The sequence below is a fragment of the Nostoc sp. genome (genome assembly GCF_036917815.1).
Classification (GTDB): domain Bacteria; phylum Cyanobacteriota; class Cyanobacteriia; order Cyanobacteriales; family Nostocaceae; genus Nostoc.
The window spans coordinates 273846-297510 of sequence record NZ_JBALEK010000061.1; the positions used below are offsets into that span (position 1 = coordinate 273846).

27 protein-coding genes are annotated in these 23665 nt (G+C 43.2%); 18 read left to right on the forward strand and 9 right to left on the reverse strand.

All coding sequences use genetic code 11. The features are described 5' to 3' along the window. Positions 1–67 precede the first annotated feature (67 nt). Positions 68–1423: a GAF domain-containing sensor histidine kinase gene (locus V7K97_RS19330; RefSeq protein WP_334802616.1), complete on the reverse strand. Its 1356-nt coding sequence runs from the start codon at positions 1421–1423 to the stop codon at positions 68–70. 285 nt (positions 1424–1708) lie between these two features. Here V7K97_RS19330 and V7K97_RS19335 point away from each other — a divergent pair, with 285 nt between their 5' ends. Then, a complete protein-coding gene (locus V7K97_RS19335; RefSeq protein ID WP_041566316.1) occupies positions 1709–2026 on the forward strand; it encodes a DUF3155 domain-containing protein in 318 nt (105 codons plus the stop codon). 449 nt (positions 2027–2475) lie between these two features. Here the strand turns inward: V7K97_RS19335 and V7K97_RS19340 are convergent, their stop codons facing one another. Both V7K97_RS19340 and V7K97_RS19345 read right to left on the reverse strand, forming a co-directional pair. Beyond that, positions 2476–3006, reverse strand: coding sequence for a cofactor assembly of complex C subunit B (locus tag V7K97_RS19340; RefSeq protein ID WP_334802617.1), 531 nt, complete (start codon positions 3004–3006; stop codon positions 2476–2478). A gap of 134 nt (positions 3007–3140) precedes the next feature. Next, entirely contained in the window at positions 3141–3488 is a 348-nt protein-coding gene (locus V7K97_RS19345; RefSeq protein WP_334802618.1) for a PadR family transcriptional regulator, read from the reverse strand. Positions 3489–4145: 657 nt separating this feature from the next. On the opposite strand from V7K97_RS19345, the gene V7K97_RS19350 reads away from it, so the two are divergent. The 5 genes from V7K97_RS19350 to rpsN all read left to right on the forward strand — a co-directional run bounded on the left by V7K97_RS19350 (position 4146) and on the right by rpsN (position 8803). Beyond that, positions 4146–4727 carry a DUF3611 family protein gene (locus V7K97_RS19350; RefSeq protein ID WP_334802619.1) on the forward strand — a complete coding sequence of 194 codons (582 nt, stop codon included), beginning with the start codon at positions 4146–4148 and terminating at the stop codon, positions 4725–4727. 143 nt (positions 4728–4870) lie between these two features. Continuing rightward, positions 4871–6151: a serine--tRNA ligase gene (gene serS / locus V7K97_RS19355; RefSeq protein WP_334802620.1), complete on the forward strand. Its 1281-nt coding sequence runs from the start codon at positions 4871–4873 to the stop codon at positions 6149–6151. Between the two features lie 301 nt (positions 6152–6452). Then, complete coding sequence (rseP, locus tag V7K97_RS19360; RefSeq protein ID WP_334802621.1) at positions 6453–7553, forward strand: RIP metalloprotease RseP; 1101 nt, start codon at positions 6453–6455, stop codon at positions 7551–7553. Beyond that, positions 7529–8227 (forward strand): endonuclease III, encoded by a 699-nt coding sequence (nth, locus tag V7K97_RS19365; protein ID WP_334802622.1) that lies wholly within the window; start codon positions 7529–7531, stop codon positions 8225–8227. Before rseP ends, nth begins: the two co-directional genes overlap by 25 nt. A gap of 273 nt (positions 8228–8500) precedes the next feature. Then, complete coding sequence (gene rpsN / locus V7K97_RS19370) at positions 8501–8803, forward strand: 30S ribosomal protein S14 (protein WP_292724399.1); 303 nt, start codon at positions 8501–8503, stop codon at positions 8801–8803. Between the two features lie 54 nt (positions 8804–8857). On the opposite strand, the gene V7K97_RS19375 is transcribed toward rpsN, so the two are convergent. Beyond that, entirely contained in the window at positions 8858–9187 is a 330-nt protein-coding gene (locus V7K97_RS19375; protein WP_012410384.1) for a hypothetical protein, read from the reverse strand. 100 nt (positions 9188–9287) lie between these two features. On the opposite strand from V7K97_RS19375, the gene aat reads away from it, so the two are divergent. The 8 genes from aat to V7K97_RS19415 all read left to right on the forward strand — a co-directional run bounded on the left by aat (position 9288) and on the right by V7K97_RS19415 (position 12628). Beyond that, a complete protein-coding gene (gene aat / locus V7K97_RS19380; protein WP_334802623.1) occupies positions 9288–9863 on the forward strand; it encodes a leucyl/phenylalanyl-tRNA--protein transferase in 576 nt (191 codons plus the stop codon). Between the two features lie 428 nt (positions 9864–10291). Beyond that, a complete protein-coding gene (locus V7K97_RS19385; RefSeq protein WP_334802624.1) occupies positions 10292–10492 on the forward strand; it encodes a DUF3349 domain-containing protein in 201 nt (66 codons plus the stop codon). A 2-nt stretch (positions 10493–10494) separates the two neighbouring features. Further along, positions 10495–10713 (forward strand): type II toxin-antitoxin system HicB family antitoxin, encoded by a 219-nt coding sequence (locus V7K97_RS19390; RefSeq protein ID WP_334802660.1) that lies wholly within the window; start codon positions 10495–10497, stop codon positions 10711–10713. Positions 10714–10883: 170 nt separating this feature from the next. Beyond that, entirely contained in the window at positions 10884–11108 is a 225-nt protein-coding gene (locus V7K97_RS19395; protein WP_334802625.1) for a DUF433 domain-containing protein, read from the forward strand. Then, positions 11105–11443 (forward strand): DUF5615 family PIN-like protein, encoded by a 339-nt coding sequence (locus V7K97_RS19400; protein WP_334802626.1) that lies wholly within the window; start codon positions 11105–11107, stop codon positions 11441–11443. Before V7K97_RS19395 ends, V7K97_RS19400 begins: the two co-directional genes overlap by 4 nt. 121 nt (positions 11444–11564) lie before the next feature. Next, positions 11565–11813, forward strand: coding sequence for a UPF0175 family protein (locus V7K97_RS19405; protein WP_334802627.1), 249 nt, complete (start codon positions 11565–11567; stop codon positions 11811–11813). A 295-nt stretch (positions 11814–12108) separates the two neighbouring features. Next, on the forward strand, positions 12109–12387 hold the full coding sequence (locus V7K97_RS19410) for a BrnT family toxin (RefSeq protein WP_334802628.1): 279 nt from the start codon (positions 12109–12111) through the stop codon (positions 12385–12387). Further along, positions 12350–12628 (forward strand): BrnA antitoxin family protein, encoded by a 279-nt coding sequence (locus V7K97_RS19415; protein ID WP_334802629.1) that lies wholly within the window; start codon positions 12350–12352, stop codon positions 12626–12628. Before V7K97_RS19410 ends, V7K97_RS19415 begins: the two co-directional genes overlap by 38 nt. A gap of 15 nt (positions 12629–12643) precedes the next feature. Here V7K97_RS19415 and V7K97_RS19420 read toward each other — a convergent pair whose 3' ends face one another. The 3 genes from V7K97_RS19420 to V7K97_RS19430 form a co-directional block, all read right to left on the reverse strand. Beyond that, on the reverse strand, positions 12644–13207 hold the full coding sequence (locus tag V7K97_RS19420) for a Uma2 family endonuclease (RefSeq protein ID WP_334802630.1): 564 nt from the start codon (positions 13205–13207) through the stop codon (positions 12644–12646). A 45-nt stretch (positions 13208–13252) separates the two neighbouring features. Next, on the reverse strand, positions 13253–13954 hold the full coding sequence (locus V7K97_RS19425) for a hypothetical protein (RefSeq protein WP_334802631.1): 702 nt from the start codon (positions 13952–13954) through the stop codon (positions 13253–13255). A 588-nt stretch (positions 13955–14542) separates the two neighbouring features. Next, complete coding sequence (locus V7K97_RS19430; RefSeq protein ID WP_334802632.1) at positions 14543–15214, reverse strand: LuxR C-terminal-related transcriptional regulator; 672 nt, start codon at positions 15212–15214, stop codon at positions 14543–14545. A 101-nt stretch (positions 15215–15315) separates the two neighbouring features. Here V7K97_RS19430 and V7K97_RS19435 point away from each other — a divergent pair, with 101 nt between their 5' ends. Together V7K97_RS19435 and V7K97_RS19440 are read left to right on the forward strand one after the other, a co-directional pair. After that, a complete protein-coding gene (locus V7K97_RS19435) occupies positions 15316–15972 on the forward strand; it encodes a DUF3386 domain-containing protein (RefSeq protein ID WP_334802633.1) in 657 nt (218 codons plus the stop codon). Between the two features lie 138 nt (positions 15973–16110). Then, on the forward strand, positions 16111–16614 hold the full coding sequence (locus V7K97_RS19440) for a HugZ family pyridoxamine 5'-phosphate oxidase (protein WP_334802634.1): 504 nt from the start codon (positions 16111–16113) through the stop codon (positions 16612–16614). Positions 16615–16779: 165 nt separating this feature from the next. On the opposite strand, the gene V7K97_RS19445 is transcribed toward V7K97_RS19440, so the two are convergent. Beyond that, on the reverse strand, positions 16780–17286 hold the full coding sequence (locus V7K97_RS19445; protein WP_334802635.1) for an NINE protein: 507 nt from the start codon (positions 17284–17286) through the stop codon (positions 16780–16782). Between the two features lie 577 nt (positions 17287–17863). On the opposite strand from V7K97_RS19445, the gene V7K97_RS19450 reads away from it, so the two are divergent. Together V7K97_RS19450 and V7K97_RS19455 are read left to right on the forward strand one after the other, a co-directional pair. Next, on the forward strand, positions 17864–19837 hold the full coding sequence (locus V7K97_RS19450) for a primary-amine oxidase (protein WP_334802636.1): 1974 nt from the start codon (positions 17864–17866) through the stop codon (positions 19835–19837). Between the two features lie 119 nt (positions 19838–19956). Then, a complete protein-coding gene (locus tag V7K97_RS19455) occupies positions 19957–20526 on the forward strand; it encodes a peptidylprolyl isomerase (RefSeq protein ID WP_334802637.1) in 570 nt (189 codons plus the stop codon). A gap of 353 nt (positions 20527–20879) precedes the next feature. On the opposite strand, the gene mutS is transcribed toward V7K97_RS19455, so the two are convergent. Continuing rightward, a complete protein-coding gene (gene mutS, locus V7K97_RS19460; RefSeq protein WP_334802638.1) occupies positions 20880–23498 on the reverse strand; it encodes a DNA mismatch repair protein MutS in 2619 nt (872 codons plus the stop codon). Between the last annotated feature and the right edge of the window lie 167 nt (positions 23499–23665).

The following is a 23665-nucleotide window of genomic DNA, read 5'->3' on the forward strand; positions in this document are numbered from 1 at the left end:
TAACTCGCCATATTGAATTTAATCATTGGTAACTAATGACTAATGACTAATGACTAATGACTAATGACTATTTTCCAACTTCCGGCAACCAAATAATAAAGGTAGTCCCCGGCGCATCGGCTGAAGTTAGCTTGGAGTTGATTGCAGGGCTGAAAATCTCGATTTCGCCCTGCATAAGTTCTATTAATTGTTTAGCGATCGCTAACCCCAAACCTGTGCCGGGGATTTCTGTTTGCGCTTGTACACCCCGATAATGCCGTTCCCCAAGATGTTCTAAATCCTGGGGTGGAACACCAGGCCCGTTGTCACTGATGATAATTCCCTGAAAATTAGCTTTTTCTGTCCCCGCCTGGATCAAAATTTTGCCCCCAGTGGGAGTATATTTCAATGCATTATCAATAATATTAGTCAACACCTCTCGTAATGCTTTGACGTTGGCACGTACTAGGGGTGAATTGTGTTGAATTTCAGTTATTAGTTTTAGCTTTCGCTCTTGGGCGATCGCTTTGGCTGATATTAATAATGGTTCTAATATATCTGCTAGGGAGCAGTCAACTGCTTTATCTCCCGTTCCTGGCAATAATAGTGGCGGTTTAGCGGATTTTTGAATAGTTGCTTCGACAAATACTTCATCTTCCGCCAGATGTAGTGGTGCTAAATCTGCCTCTGTCAAGTCAATTACTTGCTCAAATTGTTGCAGCAATTCTTGGAGGCGATCGCTTTCCCTGACAATACTACTTGCCACATCTCGGTTAGCGTCTGCTGGTCGTAGTCGCTTCAATAGCAGTTTACCAAAAGTCCGCAACGCCGTTAAGGGGTTACGAAACTGATGCAACAGGTTATCTAGCAAGTCACGCTGTTTTTCTTGGAGAATTTGTTGCTCACGCAACTGCTGTTCAAACCATGCTCGGCGCTGATCTAAAATACAAGCGATCGCCAGTGTTTGGGCTATCCGTTGAATCTGACTTTCCTCATGTTCATTCCATGCCCGGTCTTTCCTACCCGTCACCAGTAACCCCATCATCACACCTTCATAGACCAGAGGTAAAACAATTTGGTTGCCACTAACTAGGTATTCCTCTTTTAGATGAGGTTGAGAAGCATCTGGTATTTCCGACTCCCGTGGCGAGGTTGGAGATTCTGACCCTGCTGTTAATAATCTTCTCTGATCGTTGGGTAATATAAAGGCGTTTCCAATTTGAAGTTGCTTGTATGTTGTCACCTCAGCAGTTTCATCCCCTGGCGGTAATAATGCTGTTTCTGGGTAAATCACCACAGGAATAAGTTTTGCATCGCCGGAAGCAGTTTCTACCAACTCTTGTGTTAAGTACACAATACTTAAAGTTGCTCCCAGCCCTTGGGTTAGCAGCGCTATTTGCTCTCGACACAGAGCAAGAAAATCGGAACTGGCAGACATTAACATTTTTTAGCTTTTGCTCAAGATTATAGATTTTGAGGCATGATGTAAGAGAGGATACTTAATTTTTACCTCACTCATTCAATAAAGCTTAACTAAAATTTTCTTAGAGATGGTTTCTACCAGGGGATTATGTTCTTAGGTGATTTTGTTTTGTCTATCTTCAAAGATATTAACTTTCTTATATTAAAAGGTTAAAAACTATTGATATTTTGAACTAGAACCTATATAATGACGACGGATTTTGTAGCTATTACTACAATCTATAGCTTGAAAGAGGAGGACAATAGATTGGCAAGGAGACGCAAAAGGAAGAGTCGCCGTCGTCAAGAGGGACGGCGCATTTTGGAACATGTGCCTCAATATAGCATCGAGAGTGGCGAAGAAAAGCCTGTGACAGCAGCGAGAAGATTCATTCAAGCTGAAGGTATTTTGCCACCGGCGTTGCTACTCGTAAAGCGAAACGAACACACAACAGATCGTTATTTCTGGGCAGAAAAGGGACTGTTTGGTGCTCAATACGTAGAGGAAAACCATTTCTTGTTTCCTAGTTTGAGGGTGTTAGAACCTTCACCAGGTCAAGAACCTCTTGCCTTAGCTAGTCGGTGAACCATAAATGGTCATCTTAGGCATTGAATGTGGCTCCTGACTATAATTAACTGGCAAAATTGCTAAGTTTATGCAAAATTTAATTTTTTTTTAGTTTGTAGCTGATTGCCAGTAAATCTAGTCCAGGTAGTTGGAAAGTAAACTTGTCTCAAACCACGCTAGATTGCATGGGTTGATGCTATTTTGATGATGCAGAAGGGATTGGGTATAGAGCCAAGCGCCTTTAAAAGCGCTAGTGAAGTTGCGCTCTGATGCCGTAGATTGTTAGGCAAGCTCTGTCAACAGATTTAAGTTAATGAATTTAAATTTTTTCCCCACGATACAAGTCGTGGGGAAGATTGACAAAGCAGCAGTCTTGATTTCCTCCTTCCTACTTTCCATTGCCTAAAGAGTAGGTTAGGTCAGAAGTCTGCATATCATAGTTAAAAGATGGTCATAAAAAGCAACAATTATTTCCCAGGCTTTAGCTGTAGAGTCCTCTGTAACTCACTGAGTTCATCTCGATGGGCAGCTACAGTGATCTTACTTGAGGAGGTTTGTTCGCTCTGAGTTGTTTCTACTTTGAGCGACACCTTCTCAAGTCTTCCAGATTTTTGCCAATAAAATAGACCACTTAAAGGTGACAGCACTACCATAGCCAGAACAAGGGTACTAAGGCTAGGAAAAAGCAGGGATACAACCAGAGATAGACAAACAATCCCAGTCGCTGCCAGTAAAGTTAGAAATATAGCTAAGAACCAGCTGGGGCGAACATTACCTTCAAAAGTCACCTGGTTTTGTTCTCGGTTTACCGCTGCCACTCGGTAAGACCGCGATCGAAAATACTCTCTTAATTGAGACATTAAAGCAGCTTCATCTTGCTCAGATACCAGTTGCGCTATTTCTGTGCGGTCTTTAGTCGAGGCACGAATAAAGAAAAACAGCCCAACCGATAACAACAAGGTTAGCAGGAATGTAGATGGCAGAATAGCAGTATCCATAACTAATTGTTAGTGTTTGACTGGAGGAGACTTATTCATTATCAATTATTCGTTATACCAATTTGAACAATGATTGCGACAAATGGAGTGCCAAAAAGCGATTACCAGGGACTCATCCAAAATCCAAAATGGTATTACTTTGTCCTCCCATTAATGTAGTCTTGCCAAAGAAAAGCTAAATCCTGTCCTTGAACTTGCCATTCGGGAGAAACTTGGTACATCCGCCTGGGGCGTCCCCGTCCTTCGAGTTTCTTCCAATATCCAGTGATTGCCCTTTGGTCTTCCAGAAATTTGATTGCACTGTAAAGTACGGTATCTGAAAGCCGATAGATGGGATATTCAGTTTCTAATTGCTCGATCAACTCGGTTCCGTAGGATTCACCTTGTAATAAAACAGACAGTATGTAACAAACTGCTAGTTCCTGACAAAGGTAAGTTGGCGGAGGATTCTCAAAAAATTGATATATATCCTCAAGTTTCATGGTTAATGAATGGCTAAAAAAATGCCTTAGGGTAAGGTCTACAATCCTTTTAGTCAGTATACAGTGCTACTGGTAAGTCAGTAATACAGATAAAGCTACTTAGACTAGATATCCATTGCGTAAACACCAAATAATTACCCACGCCGATAAAGTTGTGGGACGAGTTTGGGAGTTTTCGGGGCACAAAACAGTGTACCCCGACTCAAGCTCGATACGGTGTGGTGAGGAGCGAACAGACAGTGGCGAACTCACTATCTTGGTGTCAAGTGATGCCGAACTGATTAGAACCGCTTAAGCAATAAAATGCCATCGAAGAAATTTTACAGGTAAAATGCTATTTTGTCTGTAAATGTTAATAAACACTTTTTTTACAGTGATTTTCCCAATGCAAATTCTCCAAGCTTAGGCTATGGGATATGTCTGGGTTAAAGCTCCTACGCCAGTGTAAACACTTAAGTAGTAACTATTACTGATTTCCTCGACAAGAGAATTTCTTGTCTGTTATGGCAAGTGTGATAGTAAATTTATCAAAGAAGACCCAAAGGCGGGGCAAAAAAGACGGGGAAAGGGGGAGACGCGGTGACGCGGGTAAAGAATTCTCCATATCCCCGTTTCCCCGCTTCCCTTAATTAAGCGCCCAGCATATTGATAATAACTATGTCACAAACTCCCGATGCCCCATCATCTTCCTCAACTCTTAGGGCAATTGCCCAAACTTTTCGCCTGACAGGTTGGATTAGCTTCTGGATTCAGCTAGTACTAGGCGTTGTTTCTAGCATAATTGTGCTGCTGTTCGCCGTCTTTAATCAAAAAACTGGCAGTCCTAGTAATAATCCGGGGACTGGCTTTGGCGTGTTTTTAGCAATTTGCGGACTGGTTGTTTTGGGTGGGGGCATTTATTTAGCTTACCGTTACACTCGAATTGGCAAGCAATTGGAATCCTCTAATGCCAGCAACCGCCCTCGGAAAAGCGAGACTGTACAAGTATTACGCTTAGGGGTGTGGGTGAATTTAGGGGGAACGCTGGTGACTCTTTTAGGGGCGCAAGCGATCGTTGGAACGCTGGTAGCAAGATCCATATCGCCTCAAGCGATAACTACCCAATTTTTTGACCCCACCCGAATTATTAGCGGTCTAGATATGCTTGTAGTACAGGCAAACACCAACACTGTCTCAGCCCACTTTGCAGGGCTTGTGGCGTCACTTTGGCTACTCAATCGCATCAACAAACCACAATAAGCAATTAAAAATTAAAATTGAGACTGATTTTTCAAACAAACTTTGTTTTTGCAGTCACAGGAAACCGAAATTAATATATGCTGGATGCTTGTGTGTTAACTGTCTTGACAAGAAGATAATAGGCTAAAAACTGAGAAAAATCTGTGCTGGATATCAAGCAAATACGGGAAAATCCGCAATTAGTTCAAGAACGATTGGATAGTCGTAGTGGTAAATACGACATTGAACCGATATTACAGTTAGATCGGCAACAACGGGAACTTGAGGGAAGGCGTAGTCAACTCCAAGCCCGTAGCAACGAAATCGGTAAATTAGTTGGGCAAAAGATTAAATCTGGGATCAATCCTCAAGACCCAGAAATTCAAGCTTTGCGGGATGAAGGTAACTCTGTCAAAGCTACGTTGAGTGAACTGGAACCCCAGGAAAAAGAACTCAAAGCTGAAATTATCCAACTTGTGTTGGCACTTCCCAATTTACCAAGCGACTCTACACCCCTTGGTAAGAATGAGGAAGATAACGTAGAAGTGCGCCGTTGGGGTGATGAATACATTCCCCAAAATCCAAATATTCTCCCTCACTGGGAAATTGGCGAAAAGCTGGGTATTCTCAATGTTGAGCGGGCTGTAAAAGTTGCCCAAAGTCGCTTTGTGACATTGATAGGCGCTGGTGCGGCACTGGAGAGGGCATTAATTCAATTTATGCTGACTCTCCATACTGAAGCGGGGTATGTGGAAGTCAGTCCGCCGCTGTTAGTTAATACTGAGTCTTTGACGGCGACCGGTCAGTTACCCAAGTTTGCAGAAGAAAGCTTTAAATGCGCCGATGATGACTTGTGGCTAATTCCTACAGCGGAAGTTCCACTGACAAATCTCTATCGGGGTGAAATTCTTGCTGCTGAAGATTTGCCTATCTACCACTGTGCTTTTACTCCCTGTTTTCGCCGCGAAGCTGGTAGTTATGGGCGTGATATGCGGGGATTAATTCGCCTGCATCAATTCAACAAGGTGGAAATGGTGAAGTTTGTCGAACCCAGTACGTCTTTTGATGAATTGGAGAAATTGGTGGGGAATGCAGAAGCAATTTTACAGGCGTTGCAGTTGCCTTATAGAGTAGTAAATTTAAGTACTGGGGATTTGGGATTTGCCTCTACCAAAACTTATGATTTAGAGGTTTGGTTGCCTTCTTCTGGTAAATACCGCGAAATTTCTAGCTGTTCTAATACTATAGATTTCCAAGCGCGACGCGGTGATATTCGCTTCAAAGAAGCGGGGAAGAAAGGTACTCAGTTCGTACATACTCTGAATGGTTCGGGTTTGGCGGTGGGACGGACAATGGCAGCAATTTTGGAGAATTATCAACAACCTGATGGAACAGTGAGGATACCAGAAGTGTTGCAACCTTATTTGGGACGTGAAATTTTGTAATTTGTCATTAGGGATTTCCAGGAAAACGAACCACAGAGGCGCAGAGAAGCCAGTGCGTTGCGGGGGTTCCCCCCGTTGTAGCAACTGGCGCGGCACAGAGAGATGAAGAAGAGATAGATGAGGAAGAGAGAGGATTTTTGGATGAGATTTTTGGATGTTTTTTAATTTGGAAGTTCCTTAGTCTTTAGTCCTTGGTCTTTTACTAATGCCCAATGCCCAATGCCCAATGCCCAATGCCCAATACTCAATGCCCAATTAGAATGGAGATAACCATATCTTAATATCTTCACTAATTTAGTCTATGTCAGTTTTAGCAGCGATCGCAGTTTTGGCTGTTTTGATCTTGGTACACGAGTTGGGACATTTTGTTGCAGCCCGTTCTCAAGGCATTCTCGTTAACCGTTTTTCTTTGGGTTTTGGCCCAGTTCTTCTTAAGTACCAAGGTTCACAAACCGAATATGCTATCCGCGCTTTTCCCTTGGGCGGTTTTGTCGGCTTCCCGGATGATGACCCCGATAGCGATATTCCACCCAATGACCCAAATCTACTGCGTAACCGTCCAGTTTTAGACAGGGCGATCGTTATCAGTGCTGGAGTAATCGCAAATTTAATATTTGCCTACTTGGTGTTGGCTCTGCAATTGGGTATCGTTGGTATTCCCAAGGAATTAAACTATCAAGCTGGTGTCCTTGTACAGCCTGTTAATCAAGAATCTGTTGCCTATCAAGCCGGAATTCGGGAAGGAGATATTATTCTGGCTGTGAACGGTCAAGAACTCCCGGCTTCTGAAAAGTCAACTCCTTTGCTGACAAAAGAAATTCAAACTCATCCTAATCAGCAAATCGAAGTGAAAATTCTGCGTGAAAACCAACAACAAACCCTGAAATTAACACCAAAACTAGGAGCCGATGGCAAAGGTGTAGTTGGTGTGGCACTCACTCCAAATGCTACAGCAGTTTATCGCCGTCCTAATAGTCCTTTGGAAATTTTCGGCATTGCTGCTAATAGATTTCAACAATTATTTGTTGGGACTCTGAGCGGGTTCGGACAGTTAATTACCAATTTTCAACAAACTGCTGGACAGGTTTCTGGGCCAGTTAATATTGTCAAAATAGGTGCAAAATTAGCTGAGGATAATAGTGTAAATCTGTTGTCTTTTGCCGCAATTATCAGCATTAACTTGGCTGTGATCAACATTTTGCCTTTACCAGCTTTGGATGGCGGACAACTCGCTTTTCTGCTGATTGAAGGTTTACGCGGTAAGCCTGTACCTGCACGGATTCAAGAAGGTGTAATGCAAACCGGTTTGGTGTTACTCTTAGGGTTAGGAATTTTTCTGATTGTCAAAGAAACTACTCAATTAACTAGCCAATTGGAATGGGTGCAAAGATTGTTCCAGTGAAAATAGCGAGTAGGGAAAAGAAACTTTTACCTTTAAGGAAGCGATCGCTAGAAATTTTAGCTCGTCTGAAGCGTCTTTATCCAGATGCTACTTGCTCTTTGAACTACTCAACGCCTGTACAATTGTTGGTGGCAACAATTCTCTCTGCTCAATGTACTGATGAGCGGGTGAATAAGGTAACACCAGCTTTATTTGGTAAGTTTCCTGATGCTGAGAGTTTAGCGATCGCTGACTTAGTAGAATTAGAAAGTTTGGTGCATTCCACAGGATTTTATCGCAATAAAGCCAAGAACATTCAAGCCGCCTGTCGGATGATTGTCACTGAATTTAACTCTGTTGTCCCCAACCAAATGGAACAGTTGTTAAAGCTTCCAGGGGTGGCGCGGAAGACAGCAAATGTAGTCTTGGCTCATGCTTATGGCATTAATGCCGGCGTGACAGTAGATACTCACGTCAAGCGTTTGTGCCAACGTTTGGGTTTAACTGAAGCAAAAGAACCCGTTCGGATTGAGCAAGATTTAATGGGTTTATTGCCTCAGCCTGATTGGGAAAATTGGTCAATTCGGCTGATTTATCATGGTCGTGCTATTTGTAAAGCCCGCTCTCCCGTCTGCGTTGCTTGTGAGCTTGCCGATTTATGTCCTGCTGCTAATCAGCCAGTGGTTGTAGGATAAGCGACATGAGTATGCGTGTCAGATCAAGCTAAAAGGGCGGTTATAAACCGCGTCTACACGAGGCTTTACCCACCTTTCCTTGCGGAACGCTACGCGAACGTGGGTTAAGAGTCCTTGATTTTGTATTAGTCCACAGAGGTGGACTTCGTTTGTGTAGCCGCGAATTCTATTCGCCCTGGCTGTAAGTTGACACCTATGCGACACAAGTAAGCCCATAATTTATGGGGAGACTGTAGAATAGGGGATGGTGTCTTTAAATAAGTTAGAGAATATATGGCAAAAAAGAGCTTGATTGAGCGCGAGAAAAAGCGCACCAGGTTGATAGAAAAGTATGCTGACAAGCGGGAAGCTCTTTTAGAAGAGTTCAGAAGTGCAGCATCTCCTCTGGATAAACTGGAAATTCACCGGAAGATTCAACAGCTACCCCGGAATAGTGCGCCCACCCGCCACCGTAACCGTTGCTGGTTGACTGGTCGTTCTAGAGGTGTTTACCGCGATTTTGGGTTGTCTCGGAACGTCCTACGGGAATGGGCACATGAAGGTCTTTTACCTGGAGTTGTTAAGTCTAGTTGGTAATCAAGAGTCATTAGTCATTAGTCATTGGTAAATAACAAAGGACTAATGACAAAATTATTGACCACAACATTTATCAATTCCCAGACTTTCTAAGAGTAGATCGCTGACGGCGTTAGCGATCGCAAACTCTCCATAAAAGCTGTTGGAAAAATCATAGGACTGCATTTCTGTGACAATGGCAATTACCAAAGAACCAAGGTCGTTTTCTCCTTCCATCCGTTGACGCACAAAAATCTGTGCGGCTCGTTGAGCAATATTTTGGTTGACTGCTTCGGGGATAAATTCTGTATCTAGCCACCGTTGTAAACGCTCTCGTAACCATTCACCTTCGAGCAACGGATTTTCAGGCGGTGGTAGGGTGATGGGTGGAATTGGTTGAGTCATTTTTTTTAACGCAGAGGGACGCGGAGGGAAACGCAGAGGAACGCTGAGGTTGACTGTTAGTATCAAATTGCGTTTCTCTAGTGTTTTTTTATATTTATCTATGCAATATGATATCGCCGCTATTATTGAGGGCTATGCACAAGGCTATTTTCTCATGGCTGATGAGCGCGATCGCCTGAGTTGGTACGGAAGTCGCGATCGGACTTTTATTCCTTTGGATGAGCGGTTTCGCTACCCCAAGTCTTTGCAGCGCGTGATCAATCAAGAGCGGTTTGCTGTGGCGATTAATCGGGATTTTGAGGCTGTGGTGGCTGGCTGTGCTGACAGAGAGACAACTTGGATTTCACCGGAATTACGAGAGATTTATTTGCTACTTTACCAGAATGGTTATGCTTATAGTTTTGAAACTTGGCAGGGTGACGAATTAGCTGGGGGAATTTTAGGGATTGTCATTGGTGGCGCTTTCATTGGCGAGTCGATGTTTTACCGCATTCCCGAAGGCTCGAAGGTGGCGATGGTAAAGTTGGTAGAAAGATTGCGTCAGAGGGAATTTGTGTTTTTTGATGCCCAATTGATGAATCCTCATTTGGAAAGATTTGGTGCTTATCGGGTTGAGGATGAAGAATATCAAACTTTACTTAAGCAAGCGTTGCAATGTCGTTGTTGCTTGGTATAGGGGTGTAGGATAAGGAAATTCCCTCATACCATTAATAATTTAGTTAAAGTGTATCGCCCATCTGCTCCAGCAGCTTTAATATGCTTGAAGAAGAATGCAGAATGCAGAATTCAGAATTCAGAATCAATCAGTCGGGGATTCAGACCCGCCACTGATTGAAGACCACCAAATCTATGATTTGGTGGGGGTCTTAAACCCGGTTATTCATCCGCTAGCGATGCACGTGAAATAGTGCGATCGCTAATCTTGTAGGTTGGGTTGACGCTAGGAAACCCAACATTTTCCTCTACTCACAATCTTAACCACTTCCGCTATTCCAGGTAATAGGGTAGTCATGTTCATTCTTTAGCTAGAATTTGGTTCGATAGCACAACCACTTATGGGACAATCACATCACACCAAAATATAGGAACGGTGATTTTTGGTTCATGCTTTCAATACTCTACACAAATATGTCCGATCGCAGTTTAGCTCAAGTTATTGCTGATTATACGGGCAAAGATTACCACATTGTCCTAAATGATGTCTATCGAGTTGGGTCAATGACGACTTTTTCAGATGAGGTCATTGATTCCGTTAAGCAAAAGCTGATGAGTTGCAACTACGAAAAGTGGTTAGCAGATGAGTAATGATAAATCGATACAGTATGATTCTTCAATGGTCTGATGAAGATCAACTTTTTCTAATCACGATTCCAGAGTTTGCCGATCGCGTTATTATGCCTTGCACTCACGGTAAAACTCGTGAAGAAGCTATTCGTAATGGCGAAGAAGTGATTTTAATGTACTTGGAAGCTTGGGAAGTAGAAGGTGAATCTATTCCTGAACCTAGCACGCTTCAAATTGTCTGATTACCAGTTTTGAGTAAGTAATAGACATCTCTACTAAGATGGATAGTGCGATCGCTCCGTTTTCTTGATGCTCACAATGGGAAGAAGCATCACGTTAATTTATCAGAAGTGATGTAAGGAGCGCCTACTTTACATATACTGGGTTAAAGACTATCTCCGAGTGAAACCCTATGTCAGACTTACTTGGAAGAATTACAATTAATCCCAAACAGTGTGGTGGTCGTCCCTGTATCCGGGGCATGAGAATTCGGGTATCAGATGTACTCGACTTGTTTGCGGCTGGACTGAATGCGGAACAAATCCTAGAAGAAATGCCCGATCTAGAAGCGGATGATCTTAAAGCAGCACTTGTGTACGCTTCACGTAAGCTCAATCATCCCGTTTTGGTCGCATGACGATCTGGATAGATGCACATTTCTCACCTGCAATTGCAACTTGGATCACCATCACATTTGGTATAACAGCATTAGCTTTGCGTGATGTTGGGCTGAGAGATGCCGAAGATACTGAGATTTTCGAGGCAGCGAGGGCTACAGGAGTCATCTTTATCACCAAAGACAGTGACTTTGCTGACTTAGTTGATCGTTTTGGAACACCGCCACAAGTTATCTGGTTGACGTGTGGCAATACGTCAAATGACCGATTGAAAGAGATTCTGAATTCAACATTGCCGGAAGCATTAGAGCTTTTGCAATCTGGTGAAGCGTTAGTCGAAATCAGAGGTGATTAGCGGTGGAGGCTAACCAAAGCGATCGCAGTTTAACAAACCTACTGCACTGTAACCTAGTCAATCTGTTGTGTTGAGGTTTCTTGGGCTACCCTAAAGATATAATCGGAAAACTAGCCTTGCTATGAGTGTTGTAATCTCAGACGAAATTCTACAAGCATCTCAGCTTACCCCAAGTGAGTTTTGTCAAGAAATTGCGCTGTTCCTATTCCAGACAGGACGCTTAACGATAGGCTACGCCAGTCAGCTAGCGGATATACAACCTAATACCTTTCGCCAACTCCTCAAGCAGCGAAACATCCCTCTCTACTCCTACGACGTTGAGGACTTTGAATTAGATTTGAAAAATCTGCGAGAGCTTGGAAGGCTGTGATTATTATCAGCGATACGTCGGCAATCACAAATTTGGCAGCAATTCAACACTTGCAACTTCTGCCTCAATTCTGGATAGGGCTATGTCTACGACGGGCTACGCCTACGCAAGATTTATCTGAAATAAGCGATAATGGACTTAACTGTTTATGTATTGTTCATTAAGGGACTTCCAAATAAAAAAATGTCCCAAAACTGACCCAAAAACCCTCTCTATTTCTCCTTTCTCTGTGTTCTCCGTGTCTCTGTGGTTCGTTTATTTGGATAATTTATTTCTTGGAAGTCCCTAAGCCTTCATGCAGTTTGAGTGGGACGAAACAAAAAATCTTGAAAATATTCGTAAATATCGAATTGATTTTGCAGATGTCCCCGGAATGTTTGATAATTCCATGCTGATTGAGCTTGATGAGCGTTTTGATTATGGCGAAGATCGCTGGATCGGAATCGGCTTTTTAGGCAACGGTGTGGCGGTTGTCGTTTGGACAGAACGACAGAACAACATAGTCCGCATTATCTCAGCACGAAGGGCAAACCGATATGAGCGCCAACGACTTGAACAATACCTCACATACTGATTGGGCTGCATTAGAGGCGATGATGGATGAAGACATTGATTACTCAGACATTCCACCCTTGAGTGATGAGTTTTTTGAAAATGCCACGCTGAGAATTCCGGCAACACGAGCCAGTGACTTGATTGAGTTAGATTCGGAAGTAATAACGTGGTTTCGTAAACAAGGTGCAGAGTACAAAACACTGATTAACTCAGTTTTGCGCCGTTACATTCAAAACAGTGGCGATCGCGGCGCGGGCTAGCGATCGCAAAAACAATTAATCCAGTAACCAGCTAAATAAACCTTCTACTGTCAGGCTGAAATCTTTAGCAAACTCTGGTACTGGTAACTGTGTTCCTAGTTCTTCGTAAAAAGTGGTTGGTTGATCTGGCAAGTGGACAAACACAGATTGTTCTTTAGGATCAATCAGCCATCCCATCTGAGTGCCATATTTCAGGCAATGCAAAATATTTTTGGTAACTTTAGTTTGACTTTGATCGGGAGATAAAATTTCAATTGTCCAATCTGGGGCAATTGAGAAAACGTTAGCAATCCCACCATTTTCTTTACGGGGAATTCTATCCCACGTAAACACAGAAATATCAGGCACAATAGAACGATCGCCAAAGGTACAGCGAAGCTCACAGAAAGCCCGTGCAATCTGTTTAGGTTTTACAACCAAGTTAATTGCAGGTGCTAACTCGGTCTGAATGGCGCTGTGTTCTCCTTGCGGCATCGGTTTTTGGATGATATGCCCATCAATGTATTCACTGGCTGGTTCTGTCTCTGGCAAATCCAGGAATTCATTTAGAGTCAGGGATTTAGCAGGTATCTGTACCATTTCAGGTTCCTGTCAAAAATTCTTTATTCATCAAGATGTTGCAGATTATTTGCACATTTGCAACGTGCGGCGATCGCTAGCAGCGATAGAATTTAACCGATAAAAGTCTTGCAGAGCCAGTGAGTAAGCATAAGAATTTGACTCATCATCATTAACCTTGGGCAGTCTATTGGTTGTAGCTACCTGATTCGACTGCTCAGAACTGGCTTCATTTGACGAAGTATTAACCGTCATTGCCAACTCTCCTGATGGGTTGATTGTACCCTGAAAACAATTCAACTCTGATTGGGGCATATACAACGCACCCGTTACCTTATCCTGCCGCTTTTGAAATATGATATAACCTTGACCAAGCTGGTTTGGTTTTGGCGATTGACCATAGAGGTAAATCCCATCTTTTACAGGAAAACTTGCTTTTGGTAAAACTTCTGCGCCAATTGTTGCTCCCTGATCACCTGGAACCAGTGCTGTGGTTGTAGATATTGTTTTTCCGTTCTTATGGGAAAAAATCTCTCTATCTCCAGAAGCCGCATTAAGTTGACTTCTTTGCTCTCGAACTTTTCTGAGTTGCGACAAAAGAGAGTTTTCGGAGGTTTTGTGAATCTGAGCCGATGATAATCGAGAGTCTGTAACTGATACTACTTGAGTTTGCTTGGCTAGAAAGCCCAAACCGAGAAGTAAGCCTAAGCCCGCGAGGGAAATTGCCCACTTACGGGGGGATAATAACTGATGAAGGTTGTTAAGCACCCTACTTCTCCTGTTAAAAAACTAACTAAGTTCTCTAGAACTTACTTAAATCATAACCAAGTCTTAATTGTCAAAGACTTTATTCACGATTTATATTACTATTTTCCAAAAAAGAAAACTGTCAAAAACTAAAGTTTTTATTTAATTTAGTCCAAAATCTTATAAAAACACTCGTTGAAAACCCTTGAGTAACAGGCGCTACGTGCCGTATTACGTACTTTAGGCAAGGGATGAAAACGGTTTGAGGTGTTTACGCCTCAGTCACGTTCTGGTAAAGTTAGGTTCAACAGGAACGGTAATCAACCTGTATAAAAACCTAAATGCCTAACGGCAATCTGTACCTTGACAATTGAAGATATGGGGTTCTATTCCATAGTTCTAGTTCCTGCCCAGGAATAGGTAAAATCTTCATGGGGACTAGGCGATCAGAATTTCAATCAAATAAATTTTGGAATCATCCAACTACCGAGGGGCACTCGGAAAGTTAACGCTTGAGGAGAGAACCACCTCTGGGTTAGATACCGCAAGGGGTCTAATCTAAGTGGACTCGTTGAATCAAGAATCCCCGCACCTTCAGGTCGGGGAGTGTCAAGAAACTTGTATATCTTGTAGCCTTGCCACCATTTCTGCACGCGCCGAAACCTTCAACTTGCGAAACATCCTCTTCAAAGCTTGTTTGACGGAATTTTGCGTAATCCAAAGTTTTTCCCCAATTTCTGCATTCGTTAACCCCTGCGCCACCAACTCGGCAATTTCTAACTCACGGGCTGTTAAAGGACTTACTAAAAGGGTATTGGATATTTTTGGTCTTGCCCGTAGAGTCGCCATTTTTGCTGACAAATGAATGCATAAGGCACTGAGATCAGCTAAATCGTTGCCATTAAAGGCCGGATTTCCCTTGTCACGAGCCAAGTTAAGCGTTCCGACAAGATGACCATCGCAAACAATTGGTCCAGTCATTACGTGTTCGTGATCCGAACGCGAGCAAAAATGCTTCCAGTCTCCTGGTGATAATAATAATTGCTCATGGGCGGGAGCATGACGCTCAACCACGTAGCGCCCCACTGGATTGCTCTCTAAGCATACTGCGGGAATGCCTGGAACATTAATATCAGTGCTTGGCTCGTCATCTATGAGATAAATACCCCAATTTTGCACGCGAAAATGTTCGCCAATTTGATCCGTGAGAGCTAGTCTTAATTCTTGCTCATTTTGGACATTGGCGATCGCATGAAATACGGCGTGGAGAGAATTAGCCATAAGTGTACCCAGTTGGGGACTATCCAAGCCTCAACAATTACTTCTATGCTAGTACCAATAAAACTAAAACGCTAATTTACAATAGCGACTAGGAGAAGCACATGACAGTTACACAACTCTCTGCTCAGGAACTTTTCCGGGCTGCTTATGAAAACCGCTATACTTGGGACAAGAATTTTCCCGGTTATACCGCAAATATTACCTTTAAGCATGACGATAAAGTGTTTACAGGCAACGTTATCATCAACGCCAATCTCAAAGCCGAAGTTTTGGATGTAGATGATGAGTCAGCCCAGAAAGCAATTCATGGTCAAGCATGGGAAATAGCAATTCATCGCATCCGCCGCAGCTTTGAAGACACTCACAGCGCCAATACCTTTAGCTATGGCAAAACTGACGAAACTGGCGCAGTTGAGCTTTTAATGGGTGGTAAGGCTGAGGGCGATAAATACAAAGTCCGCAATAATGAAGTATGTCATGTTCACCGTCTAATCCACGGTACTTTCGTGACCATTGACACCTTCACCAGTCATGACACTGGGGAAGGCTACCTGTCACACAGCTATGACTCTGTGTACCATGACCCGAAAACTGGGGAACAAAAGGGCGGTAGAAGCGAATTTATTGATGAGTATGAAAAAGTGGGTGACTATTTCATCCTAAATCGTCGGGAGATTCGCACCGAAACAGCAGGACAAATTTCTACTCAGGAATTTATCTTCTCTGACATCAAATTGTTAGAACCTGTTGCTGCTTAAATTGGATTTGTAATCTAACAATTAGCGTAGGCGGGCTGCGCCTACGCTTTTATTTTTGAGCATTCTATGGGGCGTAGACATCGCTCAATCACGTTACGATACTTAATTAGGTCTTCCTAATCGAGCGGCAATTTACTTATGAGTCAACTTGAAAACATTCAAGCTGAGTACGAAAAATTTCCTGAAGCATTTGAGAGTGTAATCATTAGCACCGTGAGCGCCCAGGCAATACCCAATGCTAGTTATGCTCCCTTTGTAATGGATGATTGTAAGAATATCTACATTTATGTCAGTGGTCTTTCGACTCATACCAAAAATCTTGATGCCAATCCTCATGTTAGTGTCTTGTTTATCGAGGATGAAGCTAAGAGTAATCTAATTTTTGCCCGTCGTCGTTTGAGTTTTGATTGTACGGCAACTTTGATCGAGCGTGAAACTGACAAGTGGAATCAAATTGTTGAGCAATTTAAAGGGCACTTTGGTCAATTTATCGAGGTTTTGCGAGGCTTGTCTGACTTTCGGATTTTCCAACTAACTCCGAGTGAAGGTCGTTTTGTAATTGGTTTTGGGGGAGCGTATCAAATCAGTGGTGATAATCTCCATCAACTTGTTCAGATTACAGGAGATGCCGACAAAAAGTAAGAATGAATTATAAATTAGTTTGAGTCTATATAAATTAAATATGGAATAGCTTATAGCATATCAATATTTACTAGGACTTACGCAAAACTGCACGCTGTAGGGGCAATTCATGAATTGCCCCTACCTAAAAATCAGGGTTTTAGCTATTGTTTGCGTAAGTCCTGTTTACACATCAAAGTGATAACGGATAGCTCCAGTATTTGGATCATTGTTGATCTCAGCGTACCCTATCTTTGTTGCCTCTTGAAGCAACTCTTTCAGATGCTCTGATTCTAGCTCAGTATACATAGCCGCTTGAGCAATGGAAAGTTGCCCATTATGTTCCTTTGCAGCCTTGAGCAACTTCTGCATTGGACTACCTGTCGATAAAGCTTGTGGCTGTACCCCTTGTAATTGTTGAAGTTGGGGAATATCACCAATGTTCAATGTAATTGATTGATTAACACTGGGGGTTCCAGTACCCTGTAACCCACGCAGATAAAGATTTCGCTGGTCAACCATACCAGGAATCAGAGCCAAATCGATTAGTTGACCAATCCCAAAAAAACCAATTGTGAAGAAATATATCAAACCACTAGTAACCTGTCCGGTGTATAATCTTTGCCCACCACAGATACCAAAGAAGCACAAACACCAAAGAAGGTATGCGACACTTGAATTTGCTTGCTGCATGACAGTGTACTCCAATTTCCCATGAATACCTGTATACAGTATTCCCAGGTTTGAATGTAAAGCTAACAATTGATTAGACTGATGGGTTTTATAATTGGGGATACTGTTAGGGATTTCCAAGAAATAAATTATCCAAAGAAACGTAGACGCAATAGCGGCTTGCCGCAGGCTACCACAGAGACAAGGCAGCGCGGTCTTCTCACGTTGGGAGAAGGGGAGACGCTAAAAGCGTTAGCGAGTCCGCGTACCCTTACAGGGAAGCAAGCTACGCTTTTAGCGTCTCGTAGAGAGCGTCTGGGGTCTCCCCCTCCGGGTTCGGCAGTCCCTCTTTCTTGGGGCAACAAGACCGGGCTGCCTCACTAAGTGGAGCATCTGGCGTGGTTTCCCCCATGAGCGACTGCCGCGCAGAGAACACAGAGAGAAGAGAAATAGAAAGGATTTTGGCGTCAGTTTTGGGATATTTTTTTATTTGTCAGTCCCTTAGCAAATTAATTTGGCCTTAGTTTCTTAATCTATCGGTTTCTGAGCTATTGCTTAGAAATAAATAACTATACGTTTGTTGGAAGAATGTAAAGGGATGATTAAGAGGCTAGGTTTTTTTTGTATAGCTATCACTGTGTTCATTTCTATCTCACTGGGATTAATCGGAATATTGACGGCTCAACAGCCTTCAATTTCCCATCCTCTGACTTCGCTAACAGAGGTAGAAATTAGTACAGCTGTTTCGGTCATCAAAAGAGAAAAAACTTTGAGCGAAATGGCAGTTTTTCCACTGATTGCTTTACAAGAACCAGATAAAGAAGAAGTCCTGAATTTTACACCTGGGAAAGCCTTTGGGAGAAAAGCTTTTTTGGTAATTTATGAACGTTCGCTAAATAAAACCTATGAGGGTATCGTTGATCTGAGAAGCAAAACCTTAAGTTCTTGGAAAGAAATACCCTCTGTCCAACCTGCGATCGTCAATTCGGAATATGAACTAGCAAGCCAGGTAGTTAAAGCCGATCCTCGATGGCAAAAAGCAATGCAAAGGCGGGGAATTACTGATTTCGAGCAAGTCAAAATTAGTTGGTGGGCACCAGGAATCCTGAGTCAACCAGAAGAAGCAACAGGTAATCGCCTTTGTCGGGGATTATCTTACTACAAAGGCAAAGCCTGGAACTATTACGGTAGTCCCATTGAAGGAGTTGTAGCAACGGTCAATTTGAACACGGGTAAAATCGCCAGTTTTATTGATAAAGGAAATGTACCTTTCTCTAAAGAAAATTGGAACTACGATGTCAAGTCCTTGGGCAAATTACTTTCACCACTGAAAGCATTGAATATTCTCCAACCTAATGGTGCAAATTTCCAGATTAAAGACAATGAAATTAGCTGGCAAGGTTGGAAATTTCGCTATTCAATGCATCCTCGTAATGGATTAATGCTGTACCAAGTGACGTACAATGATGGGGAAAATATTCGACCAGTTTTATACCGCGCTAGCCTCTCAGAAATGGTAGTACCTTATGGCGATCCTGAACCTACTTGGTCATTTAGAAATGCCTTTGATGTTGGAGAATATAACCTTGGTTTACTAGCAAATACAATGGAATTAGGTAAGGAAATTCCCGAAAATGGCTTGTTGCTAAATGCTGTATTTGCTAGTGAGCAGGGAGAACCTTATAAAATACCAGCAGTTATCGGGATCTACGAGCGCGATAATGGAATGTTGTGGAAGCACTATGAGTATAATACTCAGCGTAATGATGTCCGTCGCAGTCGAGAATTAGTGATGACGATGACGGTAGCCGTTGACAACTATGATTACAGCATCAATTGGATCTTTCACCAGGATGGGACTTTGGAAGTCCAAAATGAATTAACAGGTATCGTACTGTCCCAGGGAACGGCTGCTAAAAAACAATCTGAGGATGATTCCCACGGGAGGTTAATTGCTCAGAATATCTTTGGAGTAAATCATCAGCACTTTTTCAACTATCGCCTAGATTTCGATGTCGATGGGCAAGCTAATTCTGTGATGGAAATGAATGTGAAAGCTTTGCCGATGGATGAGAAAAATCCTTTAGGAAATGCGATCGCAGTTACAGAAACTTCACTAGCCAAAGAAACGGCGGCTGTGCGCGATTTGGATCTGAAAAGCAGTCGAGAATGGATGATTGTTAGTGCAGACAAAAAGAATCCTCTCGGTGCTGCACCTGGGTATATGCTGATGCCTGGAGGGAATTCCATATTTTTCCCTGTAGAAGGCTCAAAAATCCGGCAACGGGCAGAATTTGCGACTCATCACGTCTGGGTAACAAAATATAAACCTACTGAACTTTATGCTGGCGGCGATTATCCCAACCAAACTCAACCAGGACAGGGCTTACCAAAATATATCTCAGATAATGAGTCTTTGATGGGTGAAGATATCGTACTGTGGTACACAATGGGTGTAACTCATATTCCGCGATCGGAAGATTGGCCTGTGATGCCTGTTCACCGAGTAGGATTTAAGCTAGTCCCTAGAGGATTCTTTAGCCGTAATCCCGCGATCAATTTGCCAGAGTAAAATATTCGTTTTTTAAAGTTTCCTTGGTTCAGTTTTTTCGTAATCTGTGAACCTGTAACTTGAATGCTGATAAGCTTATCATAGGTCAAATACTTGCAGTTTTCAAAATAGGATACCTCATGAGTTTTCCAGAAATTAATATTCCCGGTGATGGCAAGCTGCACGCTCGTTTAATTACTTCCTTGGGTGAAATTGTAGTTCGTTTGGAGGAAGAACGAACTCCTAATACCGTGAAAAATTTTGTCGGTCTAGCAACTGGAACAATCGACTGGAAAGACCCTAAAACTGGTGAATCTAGTAAGGGGACTCCAGCCTACGATGGGATTCGCTTTCACCGAGTCATTCCTGATTTTATGATTCAGTGTGGCGATCCCTTGAGTCGTTATTTGGATACCGCCAGCCGATGGGGTACTGGTGGTCCGGGATATCAATTTGAGGATGAATTTCATCCTGAATTGAGACACACTGGCGCAGGCATCCTGTCGATGGCTAATGCCGGACGCGGTACTAATGGTTCGCAATGGTTCATTACAGAAGCAGCAACACCTCACCTTGACAACAAACACAGTGTTTTTGGTGAAGTTGTTGAAGGTATCGATATAGTTAGCAAGATTGCTAATGTGCCTACAACTAGAGATCGTCCGAATCAAGAAGTGGTGTTGCAAAAAGTAGAAATTTTTCGGCAGTAATTAACACCTCGGTTTGTAGTAAGGACTTTAGTGCTTAGAGGATGTTTTAAAAGTATTGGGCGAATAGAATTCGCTACTACACAAACAAAGTCCACCTCCGTGGACTAAGAAAAATTAAGGGTTTTTAACCTGCGTAGGCAGGTTTTGTCTGTGTAGCCGCGACTTCTAGTCGCCAGGGCTAGTATGAATTGAGACTTTACAAACATCCTCTTAGAAAATAAGGACTATAGCGGTTCTCGTTTACGTGAGGTACACCCGTAGGGGCACGGCACTGCCGTGCCCCTACACCTCGTGATGTTATGTTGTACCGCATCTGAATGGGAACCGCTATAAAGTCCTGACTACGAACTTGCTTATCCATCGAGATTTTGCAGCCCCATCGCAATCTTGCTGTGTTTTTCAATTTGCCCCATGACTTGTTTTGCCCGTTGAATAACTACGGCTGGTAAACCCGCCAATCTTCCCGCTTCAATTCCATAAGATTTATCAGCACCTCCTGGTTGGACTTGGTGCAAAAAGATAATTTGGTCGGGTAATTCTTTCACTGTCACTTGATAGTTAGCCACATTCGGTATAATGCTAGCCAGTTCATTTAACTCATGATAATGGGTGGCAAAAATTGTGCGTGACCGAATATCCACGGCTATATATTCCGCCACCGCCCAAGCTATGGAAAGACCATCAAATGTTGCTGTCCCACGACCAATTTCATCTAATAGCACCAGCGACCTAGATGTGGCATGATTGAGAATATTTGCGGTTTCATTCATCTCTACCATGAAGGTAGATTGACCAGTTGCCAAATCATCTACTGCACCGACACGGGTGAAAATGCGATCGCATATCCCCAATCTGGCAAACTTAGCTGGTACAAAACTACCAATTTGCGCCATTAACTGAATTAATCCCACCTGACGCAAATAACAACTTTTGCCACTCGCATTTGGCCCAGTCAGAATAATTAAGTCAGGAGCAGGAGAGGGAAAACTCTTCTCCTTCTCCTCTGCGTCCTCTGCGCCTCTGCGGTTCGTTTCCTCTCTTCCCAATTGCGTCGAATTCGGTACAAAGAACCCCGCAGGTAAAGACTGTTCCACCACCGGATGACGACCATCAACAATGTTTATCTCCCTTCCTGGCAACATTTCTGGACGACAGTAACCTTGATGCACCGCCAACTCAGCCAAACCACACAATACATCCGCCGCCGCCACTGCCCGAGACAGATTGCGAATTATTTCCGCTTCTTGTGCTACCTCTTCCCGCAATGCTGTAAAAATCTCATATTCCAACTGATTTAAATCATCTCGCGCCGTGAGAATCCGGGCTTCTCGTTCCTTCAAATCTGGGGTGATGTAACGTTCCTCATTGGTTAGGGTTTGCTTGCGGATATAATTAGCGGGTACTTGGTCAGCTTTGGTGCGGGAAATACTGATATAATAACCAAAGGTTTTGTTAAATCCTACCTTCAATGTTGAAATTCCCGTCTTAGCTCTCTCATCAACTTCTAAGTTGGCAATCCATTGCTGGTCTGCTTCTACAGTCGCCTTTCTCTCATCCAACAGGGAATTCACGCTAGGGCGAATCAATCCGCCTTCCTTGATTTGAATGGGTGGTGATTCTACTAGATGGGCGTGTAGCTTTTGTGCCAATTCTTCCAACACACTTGGGACTTTTTGCAAAGCTTTGAGGAAGGGAGAACGCGCTTGGGTTACTAAGTTGGATAATTCCGGTAAGCGTGAGAGGGAATCTGCCAAAGCTACTAAATCTCTAGCACTAGCTGTACCAGAACCCGCCCTTCCTGTAAGTCGTTCCAAATCATAAATTTGGCGTAACAACTGCCGCAAATCTTGACGTAGGGGCGTATTTTCCATCAATTCTTGGATGGTATCAAGACGTGCCCGAATGCCTTTAATATCGATTAGCGGTTGCAACAACCACCGTCGCAGAGCCCGCCCACCCATTGCTGTACTAGTTTTATCTAACGCCCAAAGTAGGGAACCGTGAAAAGTCCCATCCCGAACGGTTTGGGTAATTTCCAGGTTACGGCGGGTTTGATTGTCAACAATTAAGTAATCGGTGACAGTGTAGCTGCGGAGTCTCTGGAGGGTAACAGGGTTTTCTTTTTGAGTATCTTCCAAGTATTCTAGAAGACCGCCAGCCGCACGGACAGCGAGGGGAAGATGATCGCAACCAAGCCCTTCGAGCGATCGCACCTTAAATTTCTGCAATAATCTAGGTCTGGCTTCACCTTGGGAAAATGGTACTTGCGATCGCAAACTATAACAAAATGATGGTGGTAAACACTGGGGAAGATGGGGCGAAGTTTCTCCCGGACGCAGCAAACTACCCAAATCAGGCGCATTTGTGGGAACTAACACCTCTGAAGGTTGTAAGCGCATTAATTCTTGTGTCAAATGTTCTAAATCACTACCTTGAGTGGTCAGAAATTCCCCTGTAGAGATGTCTGCATAAGCTAAACCCCAATGATTTGCGGCAATTACTACTGCTGCTAAGTAATTATTGCGACTGGATTTGAGCATTCCCTCTTCCAGCAAAGTCCCAGGGGTAAGAATGCGCGTTACCTCTCGGCGCACCAATCTCCCAGCAGCTTCCGAAGAATCTTCCACTTGGTCGCAAATTACCACTGCATAGCCTTTTTCTACCAACATCGTGGTGTAGCGTTCCCAAGCGTGGTGGGGAACACCAGACATCGCCACTCGCCCTTGGTCTCCAGCTTGCTTACTAGTAAGAACTAATTCCAATTCTTGGGCTAGTTTGACAGCATCTTGGAAATAGCATTCAAAGAAATCTCCTACCCGATACAGCAACATTGCGTGAGGATATTTATCCTTCGTTTCGACATAGTGCAGGTACATTTGACTTAGCTTGCTGCGGTCTACCTGTCGATGGTCAGAAATAAAAGTACTCGCGTCGGGCTTGGTAGATGGAGTTTCAGAGGGAGAAGCGGTCATAGATGCTATTGAGTTACGCGCGGAAATTCCACAATATCCGATGATAGCTTGATGTTAGAGGTTAATGGCGATCGCTGAAGATTTTTTTACTCTTGACTGGAGTTGTAGGTTGATACACCCATTATTGCAGTTAGTGTAGTGAACAGGCGATCGCAGTATGGCGAAAC